Here is a 15,855-nt window from a genome sequence, read left to right as displayed (position 1 = left end):
CCCAATGGCGAAGTAAAAGGCTTATGCGATTAGAACGCAGAAAACAAATCTTTGATCCCATGTGGCTGACACCGTAAATACTGCGGTGCGATAGAGACTTTCCCACCCAATTCTGCAGCTGCATGCCACGGCCATCGTGGGTCATACAACATGGCACGCGCAAGACCAATAGCATCGGCTTCTTGCGCTTCTAAAATATGTTCAGCCTGCTTGGCTTCTGTAATCAACCCCACCGCAATCACGGGAATTTTCACCGCTTGTTTCACTGCGTGGGCAAAAGGTACTTGATACTTGGCCTTAATCTGAATGTCTTGTTCCACATGCAAGCCACCACTTGAGACATGAATATAAGCCGCACCGAGTTGCTCCAACGCTTTCGATAGCCCCACTGTTGAATCAATATCCCAACTTTCTGTTGCGGTCGACTCCATCCAGTCAGTTGCAGATAAACGTATACCCACGGAATAATTTTCAGGAACAGCTTGTTTAATGGCTTGGAATACTTCTAAGGTAAATCGAATACGATTTTCGAAACTTCCGCCATATTCATCGGTACGTCGGTTCGACAGCGGTGACATGAATTGATGCAACAAATAGCCATGAGCTGCATGTAGCTCAATCAGCTCAAAACCTGCATCTACTGCACGTACAGCGGCGCTAGCAAAGTCATCAATGATGTCTTGCATCTCCGGCACACTCAAAGCATGTGGTGCGTGCTCTTCAGGCTTAAAGGGGACATCACTGGCAGATACCGTTTGCCAACCATGCGGTTCATTCGGTTTAATCTGACCTTTTCCCGACCAAGGACGATCGGTCGATGCTTTACGTCCCGCATGTGCCAGTTGAATGGCAAAAGGCATTGGAGAGAGTGTTTTGACTTTTTGAAGTAAGGCTTTCATTTGCGCACGCTGCAAATCATTCCACAGTCCTAAGTCCGCAAAACTGATCCGTCCCACCGCTTGTACGGCTGTCGCTTCAACAATACATAGACCTGCACCTGACAAAGCATAATTGGCCCATTGTTGCTCATGCCAATAACTCAACTCTCCTGCATCATTGGCTGAGTATTGGCACATCGGTGCAATCACGATTTTATTTGTTAAGTTTAGATCCCCAAATTGAATGGGTTGAAATAATAATGGCATCACAGCTCTCCCTGTACTCACTATGATCTATAACAAATAAAGTGCCTTGCATTCAACGCTAAAAGTGCAAATCTGCTGTCAAACCTTTGCACTTTTATAGCTATCCATTTAGAAAATAATGCGGCTTCCGAGCCCCAAGACCAGTGCATTATCCACCACATGGCTTGAACCTGAGTTGACCACATACTGAATGTTGGGACGTAACATTAACCACGGCGTAGCGTTATAGCTATAGTTCAATTCAATATTGTATTCTGCGCTCGCATCATACTGTGCTTTACCCGCAGTAAATCGCTCATTCAGATGTACACGATTCACTCCAAAACCTAAAATATCCGTCGGATGCTGCTTAAATACCCCAATATATTTCAGCCCCACTTGTTGTGAGTTGTCTACTTTATTAGTGATGCGGTCATGCCATGTAAAGTTGGCAAAACTATGCAAACCTTGACGCCCTGCACCCGTTGAAGTCAGTTGCTGTTCGATGGCAATCCATCCTGCAAATGTCCGGTCTTCGCCAACCACACCTTTGCCATAAGCTACGTCATATTGGTTATTTCGGTCATCTGCGGTGTTATATATCCCACCGACCCGATAGCTCCCAGCCAAACCATTGAACAATGCTTTCGGTGCCCAAATCACTTCCACAGGAATAGTCACACCATCGGCATGCTCTGTGTCTAAGCTCCAACCTTGTCCTTCGGCTTTGCCATTGCCATTATCTGGATTGAATTCATAAACACCCACTTGAGTTGCCACTTCAGGGGTCAGTTGATACTTAATGCGCCCCCCCCATTGTGAAACCGGTGTATTCATCCAGATATTACCCTGCCATTTCCCCATTTGCGCGGCACAAAAAGCATTACTGACAAAATCACAGGCCATCACGTTAAAATCTGACCCCAAACCCAATCGCCCAACTTTGACACTGAGCCCTTGTTCTTTAAAACGCTTTTCAATCGAAAGCTCTGACAAACGGCTGTCTTGGTTTCCACGGCCATAGGTGGCTTGTACATTGGCTAATTGCGGTGCAGAAGGATCTTGCAAATCGCGAATTGAGGTACTTTGTCCTTGACGCGCAGTCGTAAGAAAACGAACGGTGACCCCTTCCCAGCCCGCTAGCTTTTCTAAATCAAATTGTGTTCCTAACCAAAACTGCGAAGCGGTACTTGGGCTTGCACCTGGATTGCGACCGCCATCCGCCAAATAGTTGGTATCTGTTAAAGCATTGGCTTCAAACTTAATGCCTTTTTGCGCCAATTCAGTTCGTTTTCCCTGCCAGTCACCAAACAAATACTGTCCATGTACATCCAACATCTGCTCCGCATGACTCACTGTCGCCCAGGCACATATTGCTGTTGTAAATAAAGAGAAAGAAAACTGTCGCATAAAACCCAAGCCCCAAACTACAATGAAGAACAATCCATTTCATTTAAATGAAAAATTTAATGAAAAGTACATAATTTTTAAACAAAGATCTCAGCAAAATTTTTATCATTAAGTCAAAAAAAAGTTATCAATATCGCCCGCAGCCATAAATAGAAGATTTTATTTGAATGATTCATGACAGTTTTCAATCGATTCGAGAACGCAATATAAAGAAGATAATTCCTGATCGCAGCAGAAAATCCCGCAGTTTAGCTTTGTACAAATGTGCTAAAGGCAAGTCTCTCGCTGAAATCACTTGCATTCTCGTGTGTACACCGCAATATTAGCCTCAAGTTTTATCAGCTCATGTTGCCATGCCAGAATTACCCGAAGTTGAAACCACCAAAGCCAGTTTAGCGCCGTTATTAGATCAGCAAGTGCGCAGTGTTGAAGTTCACCAGTCGAGCCTGCGCTGGCCGATTCCCGCCGATCTCAACAAACTGGTGGGACAGCGTTTAATTCAACTCAAACGCCGCTCTAAATACATTCTGGCCGTTTTTGAACAAGACACGATGCTTTGGCATTTGGGCATGTCAGGAAGTTTCCGTATTTGTGAGGTGGGTGAAACGCTGCGTAAACACGATCATTTGATTATTCGTTTTGAAGATGTCGAGCTACGCTATCATGACCCGCGCCGCTTCGGCTGTATTTTATGGTTGGATGAATATTCGCAAACCAAGTTGATCGATACCCTTGGGCCTGAACCGCTGAGTGCTGATTTTAACGCTGAATATTTAAGTCAAAAGTTGAAAAACAAGCAGGTCGGCATAAAAGTTGCAATTATGGATAATCATGTGGTGGTTGGTGTTGGAAATATCTATGCCACAGAAAGTTTGTTTAATTTGGGCATACACCCTGCGCAAGTGGCGTCTAGTTTAACGCACGGCCAAATTGAAAAATTGGTGGTCGAGATTAAACGTATTTTGCAGCAGGCCATCGATTTAGGTGGGTCTACCCTGCGGGACTACTCCAATGCGATGGGTGAAAATGGCTACTTTCAACAAACCTTATTGGCTTATGGTCGAGCAGGTGAAATGTGTGTGAACTGCGAAACCACGCTTGAAAACATCAAACTGGGACAGCGTGCTTCTGTGTTTTGTCCCGAATGCCAACCGCTGAAAAAAGTGCAATCTAAGCCCAAAGCCACAGCTCGAGGAAAAACCAAATGAAAACTGCCATTGTTCGTCATATTTTGGTCAAAGACAAAGACCTCGCTGAACAACTGAAAAAGAAAATCCACGATGGCGCCGATTTCGCCAAAATTGCTAAGCAATACTCCACCTGTAACTCGGCTAAACGCGGTGGTGAACTGGGGGAAGTCAAAAAAGGCCAACTGGTGCCTGTGATTGATAAATTGGTCTTTAGTGCAGCTGAAAAAGTACTACATGGCCCCATCAAGAGCCAATTTGGTTTTCATTTACTAGAAATTAAATTCCGTATGGATTTTTAAAAGGCTGCGCGGTATGTGATGTGTTTAAGTCTAAGCACATCACGAACACAGCATTAGATTAAGCCTCTTTCATCTCATATGTCCAAGCATCAACGTGTTCGCCAGATTCCAACGCCCCTTGTACCCTCACCCGTTGATACTGTATCCCTTCAAACTCATCCAATGCATCCCAATGTTCAGTTAATTTTTCACTGCTAAAAAAATATCCTTCAACCGCTGCTGCTTGCGGATCTAAAACAATGGCGAATAAGCCTTTGTCTGGTCCCCAATCCAAAATATGCACCACGCCATGCACATAGCCTTTTTGCCATGTCCCACCTATACGCTCTAAAAGATGGGCATTTTCATGATTTGGACGAAGTGTCCCATAGACAAACAAACGATTCATTATTTTCTGCTCTATACTTTTTCCATGATTTCAACACATTAAAAACTGACGTTTAAAATAAATTTCTGATCATTCTATACTGTAAAAATTAAGTCTTTATTGCTATTCTGGCTAATGAAAAAAATGCTATTTTACTAAATAAGATAATGACTTTTAATAAATTTTCAGCTAAATAAGTTTATTTTCAAACTAATAAAACCAACTTATATCAAGGAAATAATCATGGGGAAATATTCTAATTATCGCTTAGGGATTATCAGAGATCAATCTCCTATCAGCGTTAGAGAAAAACAAAAAATAATCCAACAAATGTTTGATGATCCAGATATTGATCCAGAGAATGAAATGATCAAGGCACTGACAAATGACGGTCAAACTAATCAGGAAACCAAATGGTACGATTTCATACCAAACTTAACAGCTTTCAGTAAAAAATATCCTGAGTTAAAGTTTGTTTTAGGATTGTCTGAAGTAAATGACCGATATCAACGCAATGAAAATTTTATTCTGTTTCATCGAGGAGAAAATCAATATCTGGAACGGGAACAAGGTACAGATGATATTGTCATCGGACATTTAAAGACGAATACATGGTATTTATTTCTATCCGATGCTGTCATACTTTTTAAAGATAAAAATGATTTTTTAGCCCAGGTGACTCAACAGCAGTATGACAACAATACAATCATCACCATTCCATTTAAACATTACGATTCTTTAGACGATGCGAAAACAGGGCTTGATAGGAATACAGTTTTTATAAACAGCGAAGTGGTTTTTGATCATCTGGATACATTATTTCCTGAATTCGAAAATATTGTGGTCGCATTAAAAGTTACATTTCCATCAGATCACTTTTCATTATTCCTGAATGCTGCTGAAACACATATTTTTGAATCAGGTTTATGTATCTGACAAAGGCCGAACGGCACTCGATAGTGCCGTTCGGAGCTGTACAGATTAGTCACGTTTTTTCAATTCATCACGAATTTCACGTAACAACTCAATATCTTCTGGCGTTGCTGCTGGTTCTGGCGCTGCTTCTTCTTGTTTACGACGCATACGATTAATCATTTTCACCATTAAGAACACTACCCATGCCAAAATGATGAAGTTAATTAAAATCGTAAGGAAGTTACCATAAGTCAGGACGTTCACCCCAGCTTTGGTCAATTCATCTAAAGACTGTAAATTATTTGGGTTGTCCCCCAAAACAAAGAATTTCTGTGTGAAATCTACACCACCACCAGTCACAACCGTGATCAATGGCATGATGATGTCTTTCACCAATGAATCGACAATTTTACCAAATGCACCCCCGATGATCACACCGACAGCCAAATCAATCATGTTGCCTTTTACCGCAAATTCGCGGAATTCTTGAACAATACTCATCTAAATCTCCAGTTATTTTTTGACTTTAATTTATGTGACGAAGTATACATTAATTTTATACCTTCATTTCCACGTAATTTACTCGGAAATCATCTGCTTTTATATATTGGTTTGCTAATTTTAAACAAAAAAATGCCATCAATAAATTGATGGCATTTTTAAATGTGACGGCCCCGCATGGGGCAACATCATTTTAAAACTTATTTACCAGAACGGTTACGTTTACGTTCGTTTTCAGTCAAGTAACGCTTACGGATACGGATTGACTTAGGTGTTACTTCAACTAATTCATCATCTTCAATGAATTCAAGTGCTTGTTCAAGCGTATATTCAACAGCAGGAACAAGAGTCAACGCATCATCAGTACCAGAAGCACGTACGTTTGTTAACTGTTTTGCTTTAGTTGGGTTAACTGTCATGTCATCTGAACGAGAGTTAATACCAATGATCATACCTTCGTAAACTTCTAACTGAGGTTTAGCAAATAGACGACCACGGTCTTGCAATGTGAACAATGCATAGCCAAGGCAAGTACCTTGAACCATAGAAATCAACACACCGTTTTGACGTTTTGCAACAGTACCTTGTTTCATTGGACCGTAGTGTGAGAAGCTTGAAGTCATGATTCCTGTACCAGAAGTCATAGTCAAGAATTCTGAACGGAAACCAATCAAGCCACGTGAAGGAACAGTTGCTTCAATACGGATACGGCCTTTACCGTCAACTTCCATATTCGTCATTTCGCCTTTACGGTGACCCATTTGTTCCATTACAGAACCTTGGTGCTGTTCTTCAACGTCAAATGTTACGTTTTCGTATGGCTCTTGCTTTTCGCCATCTACTTCTTTCAAGATTACTTGTGGACGAGATACGCCCATCTCGAAGCCTTCACGACGCATGTTTTCAATAAGAACTGAAAGGTGAAGTTCACCACGACCAGATACTTTGAAACGGTCTGGACTGTCAGTGTCTTCAACACGTAACGCTACGTTATGAATCAATTCGCGGTCTAAACGTTCACGGATGTTACGTGAAGTTACGAATTTACCTTCTTTACCTGCAAACGGTGAGTTGTTTACTTGAAAAGTCATTGTTACTGTAGGCTCATCTACAGACAATGGTGGTAAAGCTTCAACATTTTTCGGATCACAAATTGTGTCAGAGATATGAAGTTCATCAATACCTGTGATACATACGATATCGCCTGCTTGAGCAGAATCAACATCAACACGTTCTAAACCGTGGTAACCCATGATTTTTAAGATACGACCGTTACGAGTCTTACCTTCTTTATCAATTACAGTAACTTGAGTGTTCAGACCAACTGAACCACGTTGAATACGACCAACACCGATAACACCTACGAAGCTGTTATAGTCAAGTGAAGAAATCTGCATTTGGAATGGACCATCAACATCAACTGCTGGTGGCTCAACAATGTCTACGATGGTTTGGAACAATGGAGTCATATCTTCAGCAAGTTCTTCTGGAGATGGACCAGCAACACCACGAAGACCTGAAGCGTAAACAACTGGGAAGTCTAACTGTTCGTCAGAACCACCAAGGTTATCAAACAAATCAAATACTTGGTCAATAACCCAATCTGGACGTGCGCTTGGCTTGTCGACTTTGTTGATAATTACGATTGGCTTCAAACCACGTGCGAACGCTTTTTGCGTTACGAAACGAGTTTGTGGCATTGGACCTTCTTGAGAGTCAACAAGAAGCAATACACAGTCAACCATCGACATTACACGTTCAACTTCACCACCAAAGTCGGCGTGTCCCGGGGTGTCTACGATGTTGATACGGTATTCTGTATTGGTACGATCATCAGTCCATTTAATTGCAGTATTTTTTGCAAGAATGGTAATACCACGTTCACTTTCAATAGCGCCTGAATCCATCACACGTTCGATCTCACCCGCGCGATCACCGAGAGCACCAGATTGTTGCAAAAGTTTGTCTACAAGAGTCGTTTTGCCATGATCGACGTGCGCAATAATGGCAATGTTACGGAGAGTTTTAATATCTGACATGTAAAAATTCATACGTATATAATTTGAGGGCAAATTATACAGAAAAATATGAAACTTTTATAGTGACAGTTTATTGACAATATCGTTTTTTTTGACCAACAGCCGTTTTTTGATTTTGTAAAGCAGTGTAATCAGATTAGAATAGCGCCATCTTGCTAACACCCTTTGACATATGTCTGATCAAAAACTCTCCCCCAATCAAGCACAAACAGATCAACTCGATTTGGTCTATGGTTTAAACGACCGCCCTCGCCCAATCATTGCTTTTCTTGCTGCCTTTCAACATCTGCTTGCAATTATTGTCCCAATTGTTACTCCGGGCTTACTCATTTGTCTAGCGCTTGGTGTGTCGAAAGAAGACACCAACATGATTTTATCCATGTCTTTGGTCATTTCAGGGATTGCAACCTTCTTACAATGTAAAAAAGTTGGACCTTTTGGTGCAGGCTTATTGATTGTTCAGGGCACCAGTTTTAACTTTATCGGCCCGATTATTGGGATTGGCTCTGCCATGGTTGCTGCAGGTACTCCTGTAGAGTCTGTCATGGCTGCAATTTTTGGTGTGGTAATCGCAGGTTCATTTATTGAAATGGGCGTGTCACGTATTCTGCCTTGGGTGAAAATACTCATTACCCCATTGGTAACAGGCATTGTGGTGTTATTGATTGGTTTGACCCTTATTAAAGAAGGTCTGATCAGCATGGGTGGTGGCTATCAAGCCATGTCAAACAATACCTTTGCCAATGCAGACAACTTAATCATGTCGTGTACAGTATTAGCACTGATCATTATATTGAACCGTATTCGTATTACTTGGGTAAAAAGCTCTGCTATTTTAATCGCACTGCTTGTCGGTTACGTGTTGGCAGGCTTTATGGGGCATCTCGACTTTTCTGGTCTTCAGGATGCACCTCTGGTTCAAATTCCAACCCCAATGCACTTTGGTTTAGACTTCTCTTGGAGTTTGTTTATTCCAATGGCCTTTATTTACCTTGTGACCTCTTTAGAGGCGATTGGTGATATTACAGCAACCTCTAAACTCTCGAACCAACCTGTCGATGGTGCAACATGGATGGAGCGTATTAAAGGTGGTGTCTTGGTGAATGGTGCAAACTCTTTCCTTGCGGGTATTTTCAATACCTTCCCTAGCTCGGTCTTTGCGCAAAACAATGGTGTAATTCAACTTACTGGCGTTGCGAGCCGTTATGTCGGCATCTGGATTGCTGCATTATTGGTGATTTTAGGTTTACTCCCTGCTGTTGCAGGCGTGATTCAGGCAGTGCCCCAAGCTGTTTTAGGCGGTGCTGTGATGGTGATGTTCGGAGCTGTAGCAGCTTCTGGGATTAACATTCTGTCAAGTATTCATCTTGACCGCCGTGCACTACTGATTATTGCCATTTCATTGGCGCTTGGCTTGGGTGTTGCGCAAGTTCCACAAATTTTGGAACATTTACCCGAATTATTCCGTAACATCTTCAGTTCAGGTGTTGCGACAGGTGGTATTGCAGCCTTGTTATTAAATATTATTCTTCCTGAAACGAAGAAATAATTGTTCATTTCAGTATGCACTTTGCCCAGCACTGTCTGGGCATCGTTTTTACAATGGAGTATATAAAATGGATCCACGAAGTGAAGTTGTTCTTCGCCAGCAGGAATTTCTCTCTGGTTCAGTCTTACTGGTCAATGCACCGTGTGACGAATTAAATACACAGCTGATTGGTGCTGTAGAGCCGCATTTTTGGACATGGAATTTTAACGAATTACAATATTTCCAAAACCAACAAAGTGATGTGCATTTTGGTACAGATTTGCCTGAAGTCACCTTTGACCAAGCCATCGTGTTTGTTCCAAAGTCAAAAGAACTACTCAATTATGTCCTACACCAACTGGTCAGTCGTTTGGCCGTAGGCGCATCAATCTTTTTAGTCGGTGAAAAGAAAGGCGGTGTAGAACGCGCTTCTAAACAGCTGCAACCTTTTGGTAAAACCCTCAAATTAGACAGCGCTCGACATTGTCAAATGTGGCAATTGGTCACCGAAAAAACCGTAACCGCAAAACCTTTGGCCGATTGGGCACAACTCTATACAGTGCCAACCCCGAAAGGTGAATTACAGATTTGCGCATTACCGGGCGTGTTTAGTCAAAACCGTCTAGACGTGGGTACAGCCGTGTTATTGCCTCAACTTTCACAGGTCACTTCTGGAAAAATTGCAGACTTTGGTTGTGGTGCTGGCGTGATCAGCGCCTATTTGGCTAAGTTAAATCAGAAAAATCGCATTTTTGCACTGGATGTCGATGCCTTTGCATTAGCTTCAACAAAAATGACTTTTGAGAAAAATAACCTTTTACCAGAACAACTTGAGATTAAAGCGGTACACGGAATTGAGGATGCTCCATTATTCTTACACGCAATCGTCAGTAATCCCCCATTCCATCAAGGCATTCATACAGATTACAATGCCAGCGAAAATTTATGCAAAACATCCCGTCGCCATCTTAAATCGGATGGCGAGTTGTGGATTGTTGCCAACCGCTTTCTGAATTATCCATTACTCATTGAGCAAAGTTTTGGCCAATGTACAACCAAAGCCGATCAACAAGGCTTTAAAGTGCTGTTTGCTAGCACACAAAAGAAATCTTAAGGAACAATGATGAGCGAAACGACTCAACCAGCTCAACTCAAGCGGAAGCTTGGAGCTCGCCATCTGAATATGATCGCCATTGGTGGTTCAATTGGTACAGGTTTATTCCTTGCCTCAGGTGCAACCATTGCAAATGCTGGCCCTGGCGGGGCGTTATTGGCCTACTGCTTAATTGGTGTGATGATTTACTTTCTCATGACCAGTCTGGGTGAGTTGGCAACACACAACCCAACATCGGGTGCATTTTTCACCTATGGCACCAAGTATGTTGAAGGCGGTTTTGGTTTCGCCCTTGGCTGGAACTATTGGTATAACTGGGCCATTACGGTTGCATTTGAATTGGTTGCAGTTCAATTCATCATGAAATTCTGGTTTCCCGACCTGCCCGGTTTCTACTGGAGTGCTCTCTTCTTAGCTGTTGTCTTTGGGATCAATGCACTGACAGTCAAAGGCTTTGGTGAAAGTGAATTCTTCTTCTCCTTGGTGAAAGTCCTTGCCATCATTGTGTTTATCATCATTGGTATTTTCATGATTGGTAAAATCATGATGACGCCTGGTGTCGCAACTTTTGCCAACTGGACCAAAGGTGAAGCGCCCTTCGTTGGTGGCTTATCTGCACTGATTGGTGTGGCGATGATTGCAGGGTTCTCGTTCCAAGGTACCGAAATGGTCGGTGTTGCTGCAGGTGAATCAAAAGATCCGCAAAAAACTATCCCGATTGCCATCAAACAGATTTTTTGGCGCATTCTACTGTTTTATGTGGTGTGTATTTTCATTATCGGCACACTCATTTCATATGATGATCCACTTTTGTTACAAGCGGCTTCATCAGAGAATATTGCACTCTCTCCATTTACCTTACTTTATGAAAAAGCTGGTTTTGCCTTTGCTGCCAGCGTGATGAATGCCGTGATTTTAACCGCGATTCTATCGGCAGGTAACTCTGGGATGTATTCATCAACGCGTATGCTGTTCAATATGGCTCAAAATGGCAGTGCACCTAAAGCATTTGCCAAATTAGACCCTCGCGGCGTACCTATGAATGCGCTTTATGCGACAACAGCAATTGCTGCACTCTGCTTCTTAACTACTTTCATTGGCGAAGAACAGGTCTTTAATTGGCTGCTCAACATGTCAGGTATGTGTGGCTTTATTGTTTGGTTAGGGATTGCTGTTTCACACTATCGTTTCCGTAAAGGCTATGTTGCCCAAGGTCATAAGGTTGAAGACTTAGCTTATCGTGCGAAATTCTTTCCCTTTGCCCCGTGGTTTGCCTTTATCCTGTGTGCGATTGTTGTTTTAGGTCAAAACTACCAAGCGGTACTTGATGGCGAATGGCTCTCCGTTTTATCGACCTATATTGGTATTTTCTTATTCTTGGTGATTTGGCTAGGCTATAAATGGAAATACAAAACTAAACTGGTTTCATACAAAGAAATGGATGTCAGTCCAATGAATCCTGATCGCGAATAAAATCCATTCATAATAAAAGACAGCCTTCGGGCTGTTTTTTATTGTCATCATTCATTTACTTAAACCGTAACTTTTCAATCATGCACACACCCATCAATAGCATGGTTCAACTATTGAAGTTACATAGAGTCGATATCTAGGATTCGGATCTAGCCTAAAATTAGTTAATATTCTTCCATCAATATCGGTTCACTTGTGCGATGAACAATTTACATACTGAAGCAGTAAAAAAGGCATACTTGATTTAGCCTCTCAATTCACACAGCCATAACTAAATGTTACGGATCATTGAGCACTGATCTCTATCAAATTCCTAGACCCTAAATATCAAACCAGAAATCTTATCTCATTGGCAAAATAAATCCTTATAAAGCTATGTAACTAGAAATATCCATTCACGCTAAAGGCAAAATTATTATCGATGTCGTGAAGCATGAGTAAATGAAAATACCCTTATCATTCTTCTTATATTCATCTTCTAAAATGAAATACTTCTAACAGTATTTAATATCCTATACGTAACTAACCATGACCACCGTATGTCTTAAAGACTCTTGCATTGAGCTCGAGCTTATTTTCAACAACACGAGTTAACTTAAATTTCATTATTTTAGACATAAAAAAACGACTCCGAAGAGTCGTTTTTTAGTTAAAACTCAGATTATTGAGCTTGAACTGTACGGCTGCCAGAAATTGTCGCGAATACACGACGGTTCATAGCACGGCCTTCTTTAGTGTTGTTGTCAGCAATCGGTTGGTCCCAAGCGAAACCTTGAGTAGACAAACGAGCTGGGTCAACGTTGTATTCGTTTACTAGAGACGATTTAACAGAGTTAGCACGAGCTAAAGATAAACGTTCGTTCAATGCACGTGGACCAGTGTTGTCTGTGTGACCTTCGATGCGAGCAGTAGCGTTTGGATATTCAACTAACTTCTCAGCAACTTTAGCGATTTCTGGCTTGTATTGGTCTTTGATGTTTGATTTGTTTGTATCAAAGAACACACGAAGTTCCATGTTAAGGTCTTCAGTTAACTCTTGTGGTTGAACTGGAGCAACTGGCTCAACTGGAGCAACTTCTACTACTGGAGCAGCAGGTTTCAAGTGACCACCAAGAACTACGTTAAGACCAGCAAGTGCTGTGTAGTTCCAGAAATCTTCATCGATGTTGTAAGTAGCACGAGCTTCAGTACGTAGAGACAAAGCATCGTTCAAGCGCCAGAAAGCACCGAAACCTGCATTACCTAAAGTACCTTCGTCATCTTCACCACCTGAAATTGAACCTTCACCTTTATACTTGTAGTGACCAGCACCTAAAAGTACGTATGGCTTGATTTTGCTGTCGTAGTTTTTAGTGATCAAATCAGAAGTAGCATAGAAGTTACCGTTGATTTGAGTTTGTTTATATTCAGCACCAGCAAGAGTACCGTCAACATCACCTTTAACTTGGTTGTATTCAGCTTCAAAACCCAACCAAGGAGTCAATTCAACACCAAGTGCTGCACCAACGAATAAATCGTCTTGAAGTTCAGGACCATCTGTCAAATGATCAACACCATTGTTGTGCTGACTGTCTTGCCAAGTGTAACCAAGCATTAATGGAGTAACAGTTACGCCCGCGTTTGCAGCAGCTAAAGGAGCAGCTACGAGCATTGCTAATGCAATACGACTCATTTTCATGGATTTATCCTCCAGAGATAACAATTGTTTTTCAAGCTTAAGCTTAAAATTATTTAACCATTCTGAGATAGGCTTTTTTATACCCCAGTTTTATTTTTAAGCTATTCGCAATGAATCATACAAACACTTTATTTTTTTTCCAAGTGCTTGATAACTTTAATCAAGTAAATTATTGACAAAATTACTTACAATTTCCGTTGTAATTCGGTAATTTTTTACTCAATTTTTACTTGCGAATAGCTTATTTTCACTTGTCTTACATTTTAACAGCTTTTTAAACAAGTTGAGTACTACTAATTATGTATAAAATTTGTTTGATAAACAAAGCTTTAATAAATAAAAAATAACTCTATAACAAAAAAACTGGATAACCATATGTTTTTCATCAATAAAAAAGGGTTCACTTTATTTGAACTCACGATCGCTATTAGCATTATTATGATCATTTGTACAATCGCACTTCCTCATTTTCATCAGTACATGGCCTCACAAGAGCGAATCAAAACATTGAATACATTAAGGAATAGTATTCAGGCAGCCAAAAATATGGCCAACTTACAACGTCAAAATATCACCATTTGTCCAAGTCAAGACCTCGTTCAATGTCAAAATCATCAATGGAACACAGGTTTTATTGTATTTATCGATAATAATAAAAACCGACGAGTAGATACCAGTGAAACGATTATTCGGACAGAACAACAGCAGCTCAAATATGGCAATCTTGATTGGCGCGGCACCCTCAGTCTTCCATCCTTAAGCTTTAAAGCTGAAAATGGCCTCCCCCTTGGCTCAAATGGAACCTTCTATTACTGTTCTACACAAAGTCAGGATCACTTTAAATTGGTCATGAGCAAAATGGGACAGGTCCGCCCCGAACCCCTCAATACCTGTAACTAGACCCATGAGTCCATAATCACGTTTTCAGCTTTTCTCTCGAGCAAATTTGCATATACTGCTTAAGTTTCCAACAAAACGTATAAGTAATTCGGAGTAGAAAATGACAGACATCGTAATTGTGAATGGTGCTCGTACGGCAATGGGCGGTTTTCAAGGCAGTTTAGCAAGTGTAACCGCTCCAGAACTCGGTGCTGTGACGATTAAAGAAGCGATTGCTCGTGCTGGCCTACACGCAAACGATGTAGAAGAAGTAATCATGGGCTGTGTTCTACCTGCGGGATTAAAGCAAGGTCCAGCGCGTCAAGCTATGCGCCAAGCAGGTTTACCTGATTCAACAGGTGCCGTGACCATCAATAAATTATGTGGCTCTGGCATGAAAGCGGTAATGCAAGCTGCGGATATGATCAAAGCAGGTTCGGCAAATATCGTGGTTGCAGGTGGCATGGAGTCGATGACCAATGCCCCTTATATTTTAACCAAAGCACGCGCGGGCTACCGTATGGGGCATGGCGATGTCAAAGACCACATGTTCCTTGATGGCTTAGAAGATGCTGAAACAGGTCGATTGATGGGTTCTTTTGCACAAGATATGGCCAATACTCGTGGCTATACGCGTGAGCAAATGGATGCATTCGCGATTCGCTCTTTAGAGCGTGCACAAACAGCGGTCAACGAAGGTTACTTTGCCGATGAAATCGTACCTGTGACAGTATCAACCCGTAAAGGTGATGTAGTTGTAGATAAAGATGAACAACCGTTCAACGCCAACATTGCAAAAATTCCAAGCCTTCGCCCTGCTTTTGCTAAAGACGGCACCATCACTGCAGCAAATGCAAGCTCAATATCGGATGGCGCATCCGCACTGGTTTTAACTTCAGCCGAAAATGCATCGAACAAAGGTTTAGCACCATTAGCCAAAATTGTGGCTTATGCATCGAACTCACAACATCCATCAGAGTTCACCATTGCACCAGTCGGTGCAATTGAAAAAGTGCTTAAGAAAACAGGTTGGAATGCGCAGGACGTAGACCTTTGGGAAATCAATGAAGCTTTTGCAATGGTGACCATGTGTCCAATCGATGACTTCAAACTTGATCCAGAAAAAGTGAACATCAATGGTGGAGCTTGTGCACTGGGTCACCCTGTCGGTTCAACCGGTTCACGTATTATCCTGACTTTGATTCATGCGCTTAAGCGTACAGGTGGTAAAAAAGGTATTGCGGCACTATGTATCGGCGGTGGTGAAGCGACTGCTGTAGCGATTGAATTACTTTAAGATGCAAGTTGCCCTCTTTTATTGACATATTTTATACAATA

General features: G+C 41.6%; 14 protein-coding genes. 8 read left to right on the top strand and 6 right to left on the bottom strand.

From position 1 onward, the window contains the following. Positions 1-29 precede the first annotated feature (29 nt). A complete protein-coding gene (locus tag RR876_RS03475) occupies positions 30-1,145 on the bottom strand; it encodes an NADH:flavin oxidoreductase/NADH oxidase (RefSeq protein ID WP_332478457.1) in 1,116 nt (371 codons plus the stop codon). A gap of 108 nt (positions 1,146-1,253) precedes the next feature. Beyond that, a complete protein-coding gene (locus tag RR876_RS03470; protein WP_332478458.1) occupies positions 1,254-2,534 on the bottom strand; it encodes a carbohydrate porin in 1,281 nt (426 codons plus the stop codon). A gap of 353 nt (positions 2,535-2,887) precedes the next feature. Here RR876_RS03470 and mutM point away from each other — a divergent pair, with 353 nt between their 5' ends. Both mutM and RR876_RS03460 read left to right on the top strand, forming a co-directional pair. Next, the gene (gene mutM, locus RR876_RS03465; RefSeq protein WP_332478459.1) at positions 2,888-3,742 is read left to right on the top strand and encodes a bifunctional DNA-formamidopyrimidine glycosylase/DNA-(apurinic or apyrimidinic site) lyase; all 855 of its coding nucleotides are present in this window, start codon (positions 2,888-2,890) and stop codon (positions 3,740-3,742) included. Then, the gene (locus RR876_RS03460; protein WP_004695176.1) at positions 3,739-4,023 is read left to right on the top strand and encodes a peptidylprolyl isomerase; all 285 of its coding nucleotides are present in this window, start codon (positions 3,739-3,741) and stop codon (positions 4,021-4,023) included. The genes mutM and RR876_RS03460 overlap by 4 nt, the downstream gene beginning before the upstream one ends. 58 nt (positions 4,024-4,081) lie before the next feature. Here the strand turns inward: RR876_RS03460 and RR876_RS03455 are convergent, their stop codons facing one another. Then, positions 4,082-4,411 carry a gamma-glutamylcyclotransferase family protein gene (locus RR876_RS03455; protein ID WP_332478460.1) on the bottom strand — a complete coding sequence of 110 codons (330 nt, stop codon included), beginning with the start codon at positions 4,409-4,411 and terminating at the stop codon, positions 4,082-4,084. Between the two features lie 222 nt (positions 4,412-4,633). Here RR876_RS03455 and RR876_RS03450 point away from each other — a divergent pair, with 222 nt between their 5' ends. Then, complete coding sequence (locus RR876_RS03450) at positions 4,634-5,326, top strand: hypothetical protein (RefSeq protein ID WP_332478461.1); 693 nt, start codon at positions 4,634-4,636, stop codon at positions 5,324-5,326. A 45-nt stretch (positions 5,327-5,371) separates the two neighbouring features. On the opposite strand, the gene mscL is transcribed toward RR876_RS03450, so the two are convergent. Further along, entirely contained in the window at positions 5,372-5,806 is a 435-nt protein-coding gene (gene mscL, locus RR876_RS03445; protein ID WP_332478462.1) for a large conductance mechanosensitive channel protein MscL, read from the bottom strand. 200 nt (positions 5,807-6,006) lie between these two features. Continuing rightward, a complete protein-coding gene (typA, locus tag RR876_RS03440) occupies positions 6,007-7,845 on the bottom strand; it encodes a translational GTPase TypA (protein ID WP_332481817.1) in 1,839 nt (612 codons plus the stop codon). Positions 7,846-8,017: 172 nt separating this feature from the next. Here typA and RR876_RS03435 point away from each other — a divergent pair, with 172 nt between their 5' ends. From RR876_RS03435 to RR876_RS03425, 3 genes are all read left to right on the top strand, one after another. Continuing rightward, positions 8,018-9,394, top strand: coding sequence for a uracil-xanthine permease family protein (locus tag RR876_RS03435; protein ID WP_332478474.1), 1,377 nt, complete (start codon positions 8,018-8,020; stop codon positions 9,392-9,394). Between the two features lie 67 nt (positions 9,395-9,461). Beyond that, entirely contained in the window at positions 9,462-10,487 is a 1,026-nt protein-coding gene (locus RR876_RS03430) for a class I SAM-dependent methyltransferase (RefSeq protein ID WP_332478473.1), read from the top strand. Between the two features lie 9 nt (positions 10,488-10,496). Next, the gene (locus RR876_RS03425; protein WP_332478472.1) at positions 10,497-11,960 is read left to right on the top strand and encodes an amino acid permease; all 1,464 of its coding nucleotides are present in this window, start codon (positions 10,497-10,499) and stop codon (positions 11,958-11,960) included. A gap of 661 nt (positions 11,961-12,621) precedes the next feature. Here RR876_RS03425 and RR876_RS03420 read toward each other — a convergent pair. Continuing rightward, positions 12,622-13,638, bottom strand: coding sequence for an OmpA family protein (locus RR876_RS03420; protein ID WP_125280285.1), 1,017 nt, complete (start codon positions 13,636-13,638; stop codon positions 12,622-12,624). Between the two features lie 375 nt (positions 13,639-14,013). Here RR876_RS03420 and RR876_RS03415 point away from each other — a divergent pair, with 375 nt between their 5' ends. After that, positions 14,014-14,538 (top strand): GspH/FimT family protein, encoded by a 525-nt coding sequence (locus RR876_RS03415; protein ID WP_332478400.1) that lies wholly within the window; start codon positions 14,014-14,016, stop codon positions 14,536-14,538. Positions 14,539-14,638: 100 nt separating this feature from the next. Further along, positions 14,639-15,814, top strand: coding sequence for an acetyl-CoA C-acyltransferase (locus RR876_RS03410; RefSeq protein ID WP_332478399.1), 1,176 nt, complete (start codon positions 14,639-14,641; stop codon positions 15,812-15,814). Positions 15,815-15,855 lie beyond the last annotated feature (41 nt).

The organism is Acinetobacter sp. (assembly GCF_036666595.1).
GTDB lineage: Bacteria > Pseudomonadota > Gammaproteobacteria > Pseudomonadales > Moraxellaceae > Acinetobacter.
Note: the sequence above shows the minus strand (reverse complement) of the source record. Positions and strands in the feature narration are given on the sequence as shown.

Excerpts from the sequence above, each read along its gene's own strand:
- RR876_RS03450 (WP_332478461.1), top strand. The coding sequence starts at position 4,634 with ATGGGGAAATATTCTAATTATCGCTTAGGGATTATCAGAGATCAATCT.
- typA (WP_332481817.1), bottom strand. The coding sequence starts at position 7,845 with ATGTCAGATATTAAAACTCTCCGTAACATTGCCATTATTGCGCACGTC.
- mscL (WP_332478462.1), bottom strand. The coding sequence starts at position 5,806 with ATGAGTATTGTTCAAGAATTCCGCGAATTTGCGGTAAAAGGCAACATG.
- RR876_RS03430 (WP_332478473.1), top strand. The coding sequence starts at position 9,462 with ATGGATCCACGAAGTGAAGTTGTTCTTCGCCAGCAGGAATTTCTCTCT.
- RR876_RS03420 (WP_125280285.1), bottom strand. The coding sequence starts at position 13,638 with ATGAAAATGAGTCGTATTGCATTAGCAATGCTCGTAGCTGCTCCTTTA.
- RR876_RS03425 (WP_332478472.1), top strand. The coding sequence starts at position 10,497 with ATGAGCGAAACGACTCAACCAGCTCAACTCAAGCGGAAGCTTGGAGCT.
- mutM (WP_332478459.1), top strand. The coding sequence starts at position 2,888 with ATGCCAGAATTACCCGAAGTTGAAACCACCAAAGCCAGTTTAGCGCCG.
- RR876_RS03435 (WP_332478474.1), top strand. The coding sequence starts at position 8,018 with ATGTCTGATCAAAAACTCTCCCCCAATCAAGCACAAACAGATCAACTC.
- RR876_RS03415 (WP_332478400.1), top strand. The coding sequence starts at position 14,014 with ATGTTTTTCATCAATAAAAAAGGGTTCACTTTATTTGAACTCACGATC.
- RR876_RS03475 (WP_332478457.1), bottom strand. The coding sequence starts at position 1,145 with ATGCCATTATTATTTCAACCCATTCAATTTGGGGATCTAAACTTAACA.
- RR876_RS03460 (WP_004695176.1), top strand. The coding sequence starts at position 3,739 with ATGAAAACTGCCATTGTTCGTCATATTTTGGTCAAAGACAAAGACCTC.
- RR876_RS03410 (WP_332478399.1), top strand. The coding sequence starts at position 14,639 with ATGACAGACATCGTAATTGTGAATGGTGCTCGTACGGCAATGGGCGGT.
- RR876_RS03455 (WP_332478460.1), bottom strand. The coding sequence starts at position 4,411 with ATGAATCGTTTGTTTGTCTATGGGACACTTCGTCCAAATCATGAAAAT.
- RR876_RS03470 (WP_332478458.1), bottom strand. The coding sequence starts at position 2,534 with ATGCGACAGTTTTCTTTCTCTTTATTTACAACAGCAATATGTGCCTGG.